Origin of the sequence: Burkholderia sp. Ac-20349, from assembly GCF_017104865.1 — a bacterium.
Lineage (GTDB): Bacteria > Pseudomonadota > Gammaproteobacteria > Burkholderiales > Burkholderiaceae > Burkholderia > Burkholderia aenigmatica.
In genome coordinates, this window is the sequence record NZ_JAAGPM010000042.1 from 43,619 (window position 1) to 57,034 (window position 13,416).

Annotated in this window: 13 protein-coding genes; 1 reads left to right on the top strand and 12 read right to left on the bottom strand. The window is 67.7% G+C overall.

Going from position 1 to position 13,416, the window contains the following annotated elements; all coding sequences use genetic code 11:
• Positions 1 to 38: 38 nt before the first annotated feature.
• The 11 genes from G3N61_RS16060 to G3N61_RS16110 all read right to left on the bottom strand — a co-directional run bounded on the left by G3N61_RS16060 (position 39) and on the right by G3N61_RS16110 (position 10,827).
• Positions 39 to 962 (bottom strand): ABC transporter permease, encoded by a 924-nt coding sequence (locus G3N61_RS16060; RefSeq protein ID WP_043182874.1) that lies wholly within the window; start codon positions 960 to 962, stop codon positions 39 to 41.
• The gene (locus G3N61_RS16065) at positions 962 to 1,831 is read right to left on the bottom strand and encodes a sugar ABC transporter permease (protein ID WP_205823009.1); all 870 of its coding nucleotides are present in this window, start codon (positions 1,829 to 1,831) and stop codon (positions 962 to 964) included. Before G3N61_RS16065 ends, G3N61_RS16060 begins: the two co-directional genes overlap by 1 nt.
• A 37-nt stretch (positions 1,832 to 1,868) precedes the next feature.
• Positions 1,869 to 2,954, bottom strand: coding sequence for an ABC transporter ATP-binding protein (locus G3N61_RS16070; RefSeq protein ID WP_205823010.1), 1,086 nt, complete (start codon positions 2,952 to 2,954; stop codon positions 1,869 to 1,871).
• Positions 2,955 to 3,003: 49 nt separating this feature from the next.
• Positions 3,004 to 4,170, bottom strand: coding sequence for an extracellular solute-binding protein (locus G3N61_RS16075; protein ID WP_089450490.1), 1,167 nt, complete (start codon positions 4,168 to 4,170; stop codon positions 3,004 to 3,006).
• Between the two features lie 268 nt (positions 4,171 to 4,438).
• Entirely contained in the window at positions 4,439 to 4,612 is a 174-nt protein-coding gene (locus tag G3N61_RS16080) for a hypothetical protein (protein ID WP_205823011.1), read from the bottom strand.
• Positions 4,613 to 4,747: 135 nt separating this feature from the next.
• Positions 4,748 to 5,341, bottom strand: coding sequence for an alpha/beta fold hydrolase (locus G3N61_RS16085; RefSeq protein WP_205823012.1), 594 nt, complete (start codon positions 5,339 to 5,341; stop codon positions 4,748 to 4,750).
• A gap of 16 nt (positions 5,342 to 5,357) precedes the next feature.
• The gene (locus tag G3N61_RS16090) at positions 5,358 to 6,686 is read right to left on the bottom strand and encodes an MFS transporter (protein ID WP_205823013.1); all 1,329 of its coding nucleotides are present in this window, start codon (positions 6,684 to 6,686) and stop codon (positions 5,358 to 5,360) included.
• Between the two features lie 187 nt (positions 6,687 to 6,873).
• Entirely contained in the window at positions 6,874 to 7,929 is a 1,056-nt protein-coding gene (locus G3N61_RS16095; RefSeq protein ID WP_205823014.1) for a 3-keto-5-aminohexanoate cleavage protein, read from the bottom strand.
• Positions 7,930 to 8,047: 118 nt separating this feature from the next.
• Positions 8,048 to 8,896 (bottom strand): TauD/TfdA family dioxygenase, encoded by an 849-nt coding sequence (locus G3N61_RS16100; protein WP_205823016.1) that lies wholly within the window; start codon positions 8,894 to 8,896, stop codon positions 8,048 to 8,050.
• 10 nt (positions 8,897 to 8,906) lie between these two features.
• The gene (locus G3N61_RS16105) at positions 8,907 to 9,887 is read right to left on the bottom strand and encodes a quinone oxidoreductase (RefSeq protein WP_205823017.1); all 981 of its coding nucleotides are present in this window, start codon (positions 9,885 to 9,887) and stop codon (positions 8,907 to 8,909) included.
• A 19-nt stretch (positions 9,888 to 9,906) separates the two neighbouring features.
• Positions 9,907 to 10,827, bottom strand: coding sequence for a universal stress protein (locus G3N61_RS16110; RefSeq protein ID WP_205823018.1), 921 nt, complete (start codon positions 10,825 to 10,827; stop codon positions 9,907 to 9,909).
• A gap of 559 nt (positions 10,828 to 11,386) precedes the next feature.
• On the opposite strand from G3N61_RS16110, the gene G3N61_RS16115 reads away from it, so the two are divergent.
• Positions 11,387 to 12,763, top strand: a complete 1,377-nt coding sequence (locus G3N61_RS16115; protein ID WP_043190182.1) for a nucleobase:cation symporter-2 family protein — start codon at positions 11,387 to 11,389, stop codon at positions 12,761 to 12,763.
• Between the two features lie 362 nt (positions 12,764 to 13,125).
• Here the strand turns inward: G3N61_RS16115 and G3N61_RS16120 are convergent.
• Positions 13,126 to 13,416, bottom strand: a 291-nt coding sequence (locus G3N61_RS16120; protein WP_205823019.1) for a TolC family protein, incomplete at its 5' end; no start/stop codon positions are given.

Here is a 13,416-nt window from a genome sequence, read left to right on the forward strand (position 1 = left end):
TGCGCAAGCGGCATCGCGCGCCCGTGCGTCGCCCTCGCCTACTGCCGCTCCTGCTTCACGCGGCTGACGAGCTGCGTCGGGCTCACGAACTGCAGCGCGATCACGACCCACACGAGCGTGATGGCCATGTAGATCATCGCCATCGCGTCGATCGACTGCGGCGCGCGCACGCCGGTCGAGAACACCGCGTAATACAGCGCGACGACGAGCGTCTGCGTGCTCGGCCCCGCGGTGAAGAAGGTCAGCTCGAACATCCCGATCGTGCGCACCAGCACGAGCAGCCCCGCCGCGAGCATGCCGGGCACGAGCAGCGGCAGCAGCACGTAGCGGAAATAGCGCCACGTGTTTGCGCCGAAGATGCGCGCGGCGGCTTCGAGATTCGGGTCGATCTGCTCGATGAACGGCGTCATCACGAGGATCACGAACGGCAGCGCCGGCACGAGGTTCGCGAGGATCACGCCGGGCAAGGTGCCCGCGAGCCCGACCTTGTACATCACGGTGGCCATCGGGATCCCGTACGTGACGGGCGGCACCATCAGCGGCAGCAGGAACACCAGCAGCGCGAAGCGCTTGCCGCGAAACTGCACGCGCGCGAGCGCATACGCGGCCGGCACGCCGAGCGCGATCGACAGCAGCACGACCGCGCCGACGACCTCGACGGTCACCCACAGCACGCTCGCGAGCTGGAAGTCCTCCCACGCCTTCGCATACCAGTGCAGCGTGAAGCCTTGCGGCAGCGGCGTGCCGAACCAGCGGGTCGCGATCGAGTTCACCGCGACGGTCGCGATCAGCAGCATCACGTTCAGCAGGAAGAACGCCATCAGCCCCCAGACGAGCGCCTTCCACGCACGGCCGGCCAGGTTGCTTTTCATCTTGCGCGGTTTCCTCGCATCGACGGCCCGCGCATCGGCCCCATCGTGTTTCGGCGGCCAGGTGCGCGCGGCATGATTGTCGGTCGCCATCAGCCCTTGCCTCCCGTCACCGCGCCGGTATAGAAGAAGCGGCGCGCGCCGAGCATCGAGGCGACCACCAGCAACTGCACGAAACCCATCACGATCGCGATCGCCGACGCGAGCGAATAGTCGTAGCTCTCGAACGCGGCTTCCGCCGCCGCGATCGAGATCACGCGCGTGGGCCCGGCCGGCGCGCCGAGCAGCACGGCCGACGGGAACACCGAGAACGCCTGCACGAACGACAGGCACGCGGCCATCGTGAGCCCCGGCACGAGCAGCGGCAGGTAGATCTGCCGGAACTGCTGCCACGGGTTCGCGCCGAGCGTCGCGGCCGCGCGCGCGAGCGTCGGGTCGATGCCGCTGATGTACGACAGCATCAGCAGGAACGCGAACGGAAAGCCCGACACGATCAGCGACAGCAGCACACCCCAGTAGTTGTGCGTGAGGCGCACTTCGTCGGTGTACAGGTGCAGCCCCTGCAGCGCCTGCGGGAACCAGCCGTTCGGCCCGAAATACGTGAGCATCCCGTCGGCGACGAGCACCGTGCCGAGCGTCACGGGAATCACGAGCAACGTCGTGACGAACTTCTGGTATGGCGAACTGCGGCGCAGCGCGAACGCGACGGGCACCGCGATGCCGACGTTGAGCAGCGTCGCCGGCACCGCGAGCTTCAGCGTGACGAGCACGGTCGGCCACATGGCCGTGTCGGTGAAGAACTGCACGTAGTTCGCGAGCGCGCCGCCGCCGTTCATCGGCTGGAACGACAGCACGAGGCCGTACGCGAACGGATAGATGAACAGCGCGACGATGAACCCGAGCGCGGGCGTGACGAGCCAGGCTTTGGCGTCGCGCGGGGTGCCGGCCGAGAGTGTGCTCATGCGGCCTCCCTGTGTAGCCGGGCTGCGGCCACGCCGCTCATTTCGGCGCTCCCGGGTAGACGAGCGTGCGTGACGGCGCAACGCGCAGCCGCAACCGCTCGCCTTCCGCGAATTCGCCGGCCACGCGCGCCCAGATCGCGCCGAACGGCGTGACCGCGCGGATCAGCGAATCGCGGCCGCCGTATTCGACCGTTTCGACGGTGGCATCGAACGTGTTCGTGTTGTCGCCCGCATCGTCTGCCCGCTCGATGTCGTCGGGCCGCAGCGCGACTGTCACGTCCTTTGCATCGAAGCCATCCATCGGCACACCGGTGAGTTGCGTGCCGCCCCCTGCGACCTTCACGTAATCGCCGGCCATCCCTTCGAGCGTGAACGACAACACGTTGCGATAGCCCATGAAGCGCGCGACATGCAGGTTGTGCGGGCGCGTGTAGACGTCCTTCGGCGTCGCGACCTGCTGCACGACGCCCTCCTTCATCACGACGATGCGGTCGGCCATCGACAGTGCCTCGTCCTGGTCGTGCGTCACGTAGATCGTCGCGCGTTCGAGCTGCGTGTGGATGCGGCGGATCTCGGCGCGCATTTCGATGCGCAGCTTCGTGTCGAGGTTCGACAGCGGTTCGTCCATCAGCACGAGCGGCGGCTCGATCACGATCGCGCGTGCGATCGCGACGCGCTGCTGCTGCCCGCCCGACAGCTGCCCCGGCAGCTTGCCCTCGTGCCCGACGAGCTGCACGAGTTCGAGCGCCTGCTGCGCGCGCCGCCGCGTTTCCTGCTTCGGCACGCCGCGCATCTTGAGGCCGAAGCCGACGTTGTCGAGCACCGACATGTGCGGAAACAGCGCGTAGTTCTGGAACACCATCCCGAAGCCGCGGCGCTCGGGCGGCAGCACGTCGATGCGCGTGTCGTCGAGCCAGATGCCGCCGCGCGTGAGCGGCTGCAGCCCCGCGATGCAGTTGAGCGCGGTCGACTTGCCGCAACCCGACGGGCCGAGCAGCGCGATGAACTCGCCGCGCCGGATCTCGAGATCGAGCCCGTTCAGCGCGGCGACCTGCGCGCCTTCCGCATTGGTGAAGCTGCGGCACACGCCATCGAGCCGCAGCCGTTCGAAACTGTGTTTCATCCGGCCCACTCCGTTGACGCGGGCGCCGAGGCGCCCACGGGTTCACGCGTCACTTCGACTTCTGCGCACCGATTTCACGATCCCACTTCTGGAACGCGGCGACCATCGCCTGCGCGCTGAGCGGCTGCACGTGCGGGCGATCCGCGAGCAGCTTCGCGTACTCGGGGCGGCCGAACTTGCGGACCACCTCCTGGCTGTGCGCGGGCGCCATCTCGAGCGTCACGCCCTTCACCGCCGGGCCCGGATAGAAATAGCCGTCGTCATAGGTCATCGCCTGTTGCGCCGGTTCGAGCAGGAAGTTCATCAGCTTGAACAGCACGTCGAGCTTCTCTTTCGGCACGCCCTTCGGGATCACCATGTAGTGCGCGTCGTTGACCCACGTCATGTTGTCGAACGCCTGGATTTTGAACTCGGCCGGTACGATGCCGAGCGCGCGCGGGTTCAGGTCCCAGCCCGTGACGGTCACGGTCATGTCGCGCGTGCCCTCGCCGAGCTCCTTCATCACGGCCGACGTGCCGCCCGGGTAGTACGGCACGCAGTCGTTCAGCGCCTTGAGGAACGCCCAGGTCTTGTCCCAGCCGTTGATCGGATCCTGCGGATTCTTGTCGCCGAGCACGTACGGCAGCCCCATCAGGAACGTGCGGCCGGGGCCCGAGTTCGCCGGGCGCGCATAGATCAGCTTGTTCGGGTGCGCCTTGCACCATGCGAGCAGTTGGTCGGGTGTCTTCGGCGGGTTGCTGACCTTCGCCGGGTTGTATTCGAGCAGCGGGCCGGCCGGCATGTAGGTGACTTCGAGACCGAAGCCCTGCGCGAGATCCTGCATCTTGCGCGGGCCGGGCGCGTATTTGTCGAGCACGCCGGGGAACGCGGCCGCGTCGTCGGGCAGCAGCTTCAGCCACAGGTTCTGCTCGATGCCGGCGGCCAGCGCGTCGGTGCCCGTCAGGACGAGGTCGATGTCCGAGCGCCCCGCCGCCTGCATCGCCTTGATCTTGCCCGGCAATTGAGGCGCCGGCGCGTTCGTGAACGTGACGTTCGAGACAAGATTCGGGTTCTTGTCGCGGAAGGCCTCGATGGCCTTCTGCGTGAGTTGCAGGTTGCCCGCGACATCGACGATGTTCAGCGAGACGGGAGCGGCAACGGCTGCCGCGGCCGACAGCGTGAAACCCAGGGCGAGTGCGATCCGGCGGACACGGCGAGCGATCGTGGTGGCGTTCATGTCTCCTCACTTCGGTCGGTGGATGGGACCTTTCTTTTCAGGAAATCATGACGGCGTTATACGATGTCGGTCAACAAAAAACCACCGTGCGCGGGGCGGGACTTTCCCTGACAAACACCTTCCGGTGGAAGGGGATTTGGTTAACAAACGATGCGGATCGCGTGACCGGCGCTGGATGAGGATGTGTCTTGTGACGTCATATCTCCGAGGGGCTTCCCCTCGAGAAACCGATTCGGCAGGCATCCGGCAGGGATCGCGCTCGCCGGCATCAACGATGCTTTAGGGCAATCAGCACATCCCGATGTTCGGAGATGACTTTTCGAGCCGAGCGAAGCACGTCGTCTTTCTCGGCTTGAGTGGAAACTTTGACTTCGGTGGTAGGACGGATGATCGTGCGGGGTTTCAACGCAACCCCGTACAGCACCTTGCGTTTCGGAACCATGCAACATCCCGCTATATAAATTGATCGCAATCGGCCGCTTGTCCCCCATTCGGACGCAGCGGCCACGTTGCGTTCAATCATGGCGCTCGACAACCTGCCGAAGACGGCCCGGGATTGCCAAGCGTCGCTGAAAGGTCATGCCGTCAAGCTGGCACGCCCTTCACCGAGCGCAATCACCTCCTCGATCAACGGCTCCGCATCCCGCCACTCGCCATACCCCGACGCCGGGTTCAGGTGCCCGACCGCCCCCAGATCGACGAGCTGGCTACCCCACCCGGCCGCCAGCGCCTCGACGCGCTCAAAACGCGCGAGCGGATCGTTGCGGCTCGCGGCGACGACGCTCGGAAACGGCAGCCGTTCGGTCGGTATCGGCGTCCAGCCGTTCGCTTCGATCGCATCGGACGCCGGATAACCGGCGGGCATCGGCGACTCGAGATCGGCGGGCGCCGCGAGCAGCGCGCCGTGGATCTTGCGCGTGGCCTGCCGCGCCCAGTGCACCGTAATCATCACGCCAGCGCTGTGCGCGACCAGGATCACGGGGCCGTCGATCTCGGCCAGCGCCGCATCGAGCGCCGCGACGCGTGCGGCGCGGCTCAGCTTGTCGGCTTCGAGCGGCGCGACCGAGCGCGCGTTCGGCAGGCGCCGTTCGAGGTGCGTTTGCCAGTGGTCTTCGACGTGATCGCGCAAGCCGGGCACGATCAGGATGGTGGGGGTGGTCGTCAGGGTCATGCAGTCTCCAGAGCATTCAGGAAAGTTGGGACGCGCGGCGTTCGCGTTCGACGCGCGCGAGATCGGCCACGTAGCTCGCGCGTCCGATCGCGAACAGCACGGCAGCCATGAGCGGCACGACAGGAATCCATTGCAGCGCGCCGACGAGCCCGGCGCGATCGGCGACCCACCCCGTCAGCAGCGGGCCCGGCGCCATGCCGAGCAGGTTGTTGGCGAGCGTGAGCGTCGCGAATGCCGACGCGTGGATCGCGGCCGGCGTCAGGTTCGCGACCATCGCCCCCGACGCACCGGACGCACCCGCGCCGACCAGCATGCCCACGCAGATAAGCGCGAGCTGCAGCGGCCCGGGCGGCAGCCGGAACGCAATCGCGAGGCACACGCCCGTGAGCACGCAATACGCGATCGCGGTCAGCCACTTGCGCTTGCCGTCGGTCTTGCCGACGCGGTCGGTGACGATCCCGCAGCCGACCATCCCGACGCCCGCGAGCAGCACGAAGCCGGCCGCGAGCACGGCCGCACGGTCGGGCGCCATCGCGTAGTAACGGTTCAGGTAGCTGGGCAGCCACGCGAACAGCGCGCCCGGCACGAACAGGTGCAGCCCGCTGCCGAGATACGCGCAGATCACCGAGCGCGACGCGAACAGCCCCGACATCAGCGCACGCGCGCTGCCGCGCAAGTCACGCGGCGCGCTGGCGTCGCGCCGGCACGGCTCGATCCGATAAGCGGCGAGCCGCCGTTCGGTCACGACGCAGCGATAGGCGACGAGCAGCACGATGCCGAGCGCGGCCATCACGCCGAACGACCAGCGCCAGCCGAGATGCGCGCCGACCAGCCCGCCGAGCGCCATCCCGAACACGGAGCCGAACGCGCCGCCGGCCATGAACGCGCCGGTCAGCGTCGCGCGCAGGCGTGCCGGAAAGATGCTGAGGATCAGCGCGACGCCGACACTGCCGTATGCGGCTTCGCCGAGCCCGACGAGGCCGCGCGCGACGAGCATCTCGGCGTAGTTGGTCGACAGCGCGCAGCCGAGCGTCGCGACGCTCCACAACGCGGCCATCAGCACGATGCTGCGCACGCGGCCGAAGCGGTCGGCGAGCACCGACAGCGGAAACGTCAGCAACCCGACCAGCAGCGCGACGACACCGGACAGCGAACCGAGCTGCGTGTCCGACAGCGCCCATGCGTGCTTGAGCAGCGGGAACACGGCGTTGAGCACCTGCCGCGACATGTAGTCCGACAGCAGCAGGCCGACGGTCAGTCCGAACACGAGCCACGCATACGCGGGCGCGCGCCGGCCGGCGGCGGCGACGTCCTGCATCGACGGCTCGACATGATGGATCAGCATGCGTGTCTCCTCCGGCACCGGAGCGGTCGTGCTCCGGCGCGGCTTGCGTGGCCCCGCTCCGTTGACCGGAGTCCGCTCCCGCGCGCTGCGCAGGGGTGGGTGCCACGCCACAACGATCGGCGGGCGGCGGCCGTCACGGCCGCCTACCCGGATGCGCGGATGCGCGGATGCGCGGATGCGCGGCGCGTCAGGCCGCCCGCAGCGGCACGTTCGCCTGGCCCGGCCGGCGGTTCGGCGTCATCCCGAGGTGCGCAAGCGTCTCGTCGATGCCGTCGTACTGCACGCCGATCCGGTAGATCGCCTTCGCCTCCTTGCCGGTGGCGATGTCGCGGCCGAGTTCGCGCGCGATCCGTGCGCACTGCTCGACCTGCTGCACCGACGTCATCCGGTTGCCCTTCTGGTCGATGATCGTGTCCTCGATCCCGCAGCGCGGATGCAGGCCCAGCGCCATCGCGACCGTGTTGATCGGCAGCACGTTCTTCATCAGCGATTCGAGCGTGATGCAAGCGCCATCCGGGCAACGCCGCACGAATTCCATGAAGTTGTACGGATTCGGGCCGTCGAAGCCGCCGCCGATGCCGACCCACGTGACGTTCAGCGGGCCGCGATAGACGCCGCGGCGGATGATCCGTTCGAGCGTTTCCAGCGCGTGCATGCCGGTGAGCTGGAAATGCGGCTGGATGCCGGCCGCCTGCAGGCGGCGCAGGTGTTCGTCGACCCAGCCGGGGCCGGCCGGCACGGTCATCTCGCGGTACGCGTCCCAGTACGCGGCATCGTTCAGCGACGTGCCGGCGATGTCCTGGCGGTTCATCAGCTCGGTGATGTTCATCTGCACGGTGTTGATCGCGACCGTCACCTGGTCGGGCTTCGGCGTCAGCTCGGCGAGCATGTGGCGCGTGTCGTCGGACAGCCACTTCGCATCGGCGCCCTCGCCTTCCGGCGCGAACGAGATCGAGCCGCCCACCTGCAGGATCATGTCGGGCACCGCCTCGCGCAGCCGGCCGAGCAGCTCGTTGAACTTCGACAGCCGCTTGCTGCCCTTGCCGTCGAGCTCGCGCACATGCATGTGCAGCACCGTCGCGCCGGCGTTGTAGCAGTCGACGGCCTTCTGCACGTGCTCGTCCATCGTCACCGGAATGTCTTCCGGAAAATCGGCCGGCATCCATTCGGGGCCGTACGGGGCGACCGTGATGACTACCTTGTCCTGGTTTTCCGGGTGCAGCGAATCGTCGAGAAATTGCATGTCGTCCTCCAGTGGAAATCGTTGTATGTCGGGCGTACGGGCGTGCGTATCCCGCCGCGCCGGGCGGCAGGCCCGGCGCGTGGTTCAGGGTTGCGAATCGGTTACGGTGCGGACGCGCTCAGAACGGCACGTCGCCGACGATGCCCGCGCGCTCCATCCGGCGCACGCACGGTGGGTAGTCCATCACCGCGTAGTGCTGGGTGCTGCGGTTGTCCCAGATCGCGACGCTGTTCTTCTTCCAGCGCCAGCGCACCTGGTATTCGGGGATGTAGGCCTGGCTGATCAGGTATTGCAGCAGTTGCCCGGCGCCCGGGTTCGCGTCCTGCCCGACCCGCACGCGCTCCGGCGTATGGAAGTTGGTGAAATGCGTGGTGAACGCATTCACGTACAGCACCTTCTCGCCCGTTTCGGGATGCGTGCGCACGACCGGATGCTCGGCGTCCGGGTATTGCGCCCTCAGCGCGAGGCGCTTGTCGATCGGCATCGCCGCGCCGAAGCTCGCCTCGATGCTGTGGCGCGCGCGCAAGCCGTCGATCTGCTGCTTTACGTGCTCCGGCAGGCGCTCGTAAGCGAGCACCATGTTCGCCCACATCGTGTCGCCGCCAACCGGCGGACCGTCGACGCAGCGCAGCACACAGCCGAACGGCGGCGCCACGCGCCAGCTCGCATCGCTGTGCCACGCATTCTCGTAGCGGTCGTTCGGCTGGTCGGGCGACTTGTAGATCCGCACGAGCCCCGGGTGCTCGGGATCGCTGCCGGCCACCGGATGATCCTCGAGCTCGCCGAAGCGCCGCGCGAACGCGACATGTTCGGCGCGCGTGACATCCTGGTCGCGCAGGAACAGCACGCGATGCCGGAGCAGCTGCGCGCGGATCTCGGCGAACAGGCCGTCGTCGTGCACGGCGTCGGCGAGGCTCACATCCAGCAGTTCCGCGCCGATCGCGCAGGTCAGGGGTTCGACTCGCATGCGCGTCTCCTCAGACGATGAACACCGACGAACCGGTCGTCTTGCGCGATTCGAGATCGCGGTGTGCCTGTGCGGCGTCCTGCAGCGCATAGCGCTGGTTTATCTCGATCCGGATCCGGCCGGCCGCGACGTGCGCGAACAGTTCGCCGGCCAGGTCGTTCTTCTCGGCGGGATCGGCGATGTAGTCGGCCAGCGCCGGGCGCGTCAGGTACAGCGAACCCTTCATCGCGAGGCGCTGCGGATCGAACGGCGGGATCGGGCCCGACGCGGTGCCGACGCACACCATCAGCCCGCGCCGCTTCAGCGAATCGAGCGAGCCTTCGAAAGTGTCCTTGCCGACGCTGTCGAACACGACGTCGACACCCGTGCCGTCCGTCAGTTCGCGCACGCGCTTCGCGACGTCCTCGCGGCTGTAGTCGATCGTATGGTCGCAGCCGTGCGCACGGGCGATCTCGGCCTTGTGCTCGCTGGAGACGGTGCCGATCACCGTGAGTCCGAGCAGCTTCGCCCATTGCGACACGATCAGCCCGACGCCGCCGGCGGCCGCGTGCAGCAGGATCGTGTCGCCCGGGGCGAACGCGTGGATGCGGCGCATCAGGTAGGCCGACGTCAGGCCGCGCATCGTCATCGCCGCGGCCGTTTCGCACGTGATGCCGGCCGGCAGCCGCACGAGCGGCGCGGCGGGGATCAGCCGTTCGGTGCTGTACGCGCCGAGCGTGTTCAGGAAGCCCGTGTAGGTCACGCGGTCGCCGACGGCGACATTCGTCACGCCGGGGCCGACGGCCTCGACCACGCCGGCTGCCTCGACGCCGAGGCCGGCCGGCAGCGGCACCGGATACAGGCCGCTGCGGAAATACGTGTCGGCGAAATTCAGGCCGACCGCGTCGTGCCGCAGGCGTACCTGGCCGGGGCCCGGGTCGCCGACCTCGACTTCCTCCCAGCGCAGGACCTCGGGGCCGCCGGTTTCGTGGAATCGCACTGCATGTGCCATCTTTGTTCTCCGTATGGTGTCAGTCGGATGCGCGTCGCGCATCGTCGGGTTCGTTCGGTTCGTTTGCGCGTGGCGGCTGCGCGGCTGCGCCGTCCGCCAGCGATTCATCCAGTCCGGCCCAGTCCGCGTCGCCCAGGTAGCGCCGCGCGGCCGGGAAAATCACGCCTTCCATCCGCCCCATCTGCTCGAACGCGCCGTGCGCATAGCGGGCAAGCGCCGCGTCGAACGCGGCCGACGGCAGCCCGTCGGCGGCGATCCGCAGGAGCGCATCGAGCGCTTGCGCGTCGCGCCGCCGCTGGCGGTCGAGTTCATCCAGTTCGGCCGCGACGCATTCCGCCCGGACGCGCAATGCCGCGAAGAGACGCGCTTCGGCGGCCGTGCCGACCCGGGCGCGCTGCAAGGCGGCGAGCGATGTCAGCGCATCCTGCGTGTCGGCCTGTTGCTGCTGCGCGCTCACGTCCACGTCTACGTCCGCGCCGGACGCCATCAGCGCATGCAGCAATCCGCCGACTGCGCGATGCGCTTCGAGGCAACGCGCCATCACGCGCGCCTCGGCAGGCGATCGCCGCGACGTGCACACGAGCACCGGCACGCTGCTCGTCGTGAGCAGGTGCTGCCGTTGCGCGCAGGCCGCTGCATCGGCATCGTGCGGCAGCGCCGCGACGCCGATCAGGTCGCAGCCGAGTTCGGCCGCCAGCACGCCGGCCCCCGGATGGCCGGACCCCGCGATCGCATGGGACAACCCTTGCGCCCGCGCGGCGGCTTCCACTTTCGCACCGTGCTCCGGCAGCCGCGCTCCGGATAAACGCGAGTCCGGTGCGGCGCCGGTCAGCATGAACGTGACCCGGGCGCCGACCGCACGCGCCAGTTCGAGCGCATGGCCGATCGCGTCGATGCCGCCGGGCGCGCCGTCGACCGTCACGAGCAGATGGCGGTACATCGTGCCGCTCCGCTTATCCGGCGAGCGGCGCGCTGCGCCGCGTGCCGGTCGATACGATGTTCATGGGTGGGCTCCTCGTGGTGTTCGTCATGCATCGGAACCCATGCTATCGATGCGGTGCCGGTGCGGCCCCACTCGTCGCGGGGGGGATTGACGGGCGAACGCGGTTCGACCGATCCTTCCCCCCACACCCACCCCGGACGCTGGCCTGCACGGCACCGCCGGATTCCGACTGCTGCCCCGATGGCCTACCCACCCGATCGCGCCGACGCGCCTCCCACCGAACTGGTCCTGAAGACGACCGCGCCACGCGTGCCGCCCGCCCGATACACACCATAAGGCGACCTATATTTGACATGGGGGTCCGCGCTATTTTGAAGGGCTATAAAACCGGGAAACCTCACTCCTGCGGCAGTTTCCCGATGATCGACACCCTGTTCCATGCCGAATTGGCATATCGAACCAGCAAAGAACGGAATAGAACCCAGCACTCTTGTTGCATGGATTCATTCCGAATAATTTCGTATCACCCCGAAAACAAGATCATGGAGTGAGACAGATGCAATCGAACACGGTCCATCCGTGCGATGAGGTGCTGCCGACCGGCAAGCTGGTAACGCTTGGCCTGCAACACGTCCTCGTCATGTACGCCGGCGCTGTCGCCGTGCCGCTTATCGTCGGCGGCGCGCTCAAGCTGCCGAAAGACCAGATCGCGTTCCTGATCAGCGCCGATCTGTTTTCGTGCGGTATCGCCACGCTGATCCAGACGCTCGGCCTGTGGATCTTCGGGATCCGCCTGCCCGTCATCATGGGCTGCACGTTCGCGGCCGTCGGCCCGATGATCGCGATCGGCACCAACCCCGGCCTCGGCATCCTCGACATCTTCGGCTCGACCATCGCGGCCGGCATCATCGGCATCGTGCTCGCGCCGATGATCGGCAAGCTGTTGCGGTTCTTCCCGCCAGTCGTCGTCGGCACCGTGATCGCCGTGATCGGGTTGTCGCTGATGGAAGTGGGCATCAACTGGGCGGCCGGCGGTGTCGGCAACCCCGAATACGGCAGCCCCGTCTATCTCGGCCTGTCGCTGCTCGTGCTCACGCTGATCCTGCTGATCAACAAGTACGGCCGCGGCTTCCTCGCGAACATCTCGGTGCTGCTGGGCATCGTCGCCGGCTTCGCGATCGCCTTCGCGATCGGCCGCGTGAACACCGACGGCGTGGCGCACGCGCCGTGGGTCGGCTTCGTGATGCCGTTCCACTTCGGCCTGCCGCACTTCGACCCGCTGTCGATCGCGACGATGGTCACGGTGATGTTCGTCACGTTCATCGAATCGACCGGCATGTTCCTCGCGGTCGGCGACATGGTCGATCGTCCGGTCAACCAGGAGCGCCTGGTGCGCGGCCTGCGCGTCGACGGCCTCGGCACGCTGATCGGCGGCATCTTCAACTCGTTCCCGCATACGTCGTTCTCGCAGAACGTCGGCCTGATCGGCGTGACGGGTGTGAAGAGCCGTTTCGTGTGCGCCACCGGCGGCGTGATCCTCGTGCTGCTCGGCCTGTTCCCGAAGATGGCACAGGTCGTCGCGTCGGTGCCGCCGTTCGTGCTCGGCGGCGCAGGCATCGTGATGTTCGGGATGGTCGCGGCGAACGGCATCAAGGTGCTGTCGAAGGTCGACTTCGTGAACAACACGCACAACCTGTTCATCGTCGCCGTGAGCGTCGGCATGGGTCTCGTGCCGGTCGTGTCGCCGCACTTCTTCTCGAAGCTGCCGCCGGCACTCGCCCCGATCCTGCACAGCGGCATCCTGCTGGCATCGGCGACGGCCGTGATCCTGAACATCGTGTTCAACGGCGTGAAAGGCGAAAAGGACGCGCGCTGCGACATCCGCCGCACCGGACACGACTTCGACGGCCGCCCGGCCGACGTGCATCACTGATCGCCACGCGCCGGACGACGGCGCGAAGCGGTAACGAAAAACGCCACGGCATGCCGTGGCGTTTTGCTTTGGAGGTACGGACGACGCTCGGCGATCGGACGGTCCGCCATCGCGCTTGAAGGGTTGCCGCCGACGGCGCGGTACCGGATGCCGGATGGTCGCGTGGCGCCACGTGCCCGACGCAACGGGCGGCACTGGCGTTCGATGCACGCGTCGCCACCCCGCCCGTGTTTGCCCCTCATGACTCGAGCGCACAAAAGAAAACGCCACGGATTTTCATCCGTGGCGTTTTCGTTTCCGCGTACTGCCGGTTCGAAGAACAAGCGCGGTACACCACCGCGCCTGCCCTTCCTTGCGCTTGCTTACCCGTTCGTCGCCGCTGCCGACGCAGGCGCCGGAGCGGCCGCCTTGTCGTAGTCGACCGGTGCATCCGGCGCGCGCGGCGTCTCGCCGGCCCGCTCGATCCACCCGCCGCCCAGCGCACGGTACAGGGTGACCAGGTTCGTCCAGCGTGCCAGACGCGCATTGATCAGCGACTGCTGCGCGGTGTACAGGTCCGTCTGCGCGGTCAGCACCGACAGGTAGCTGTCGACACCGTTCTTGTAACGCAGGTCCGACAGGTCGAAACGTCGCTGCTGCGCGTGCTCGTTGCG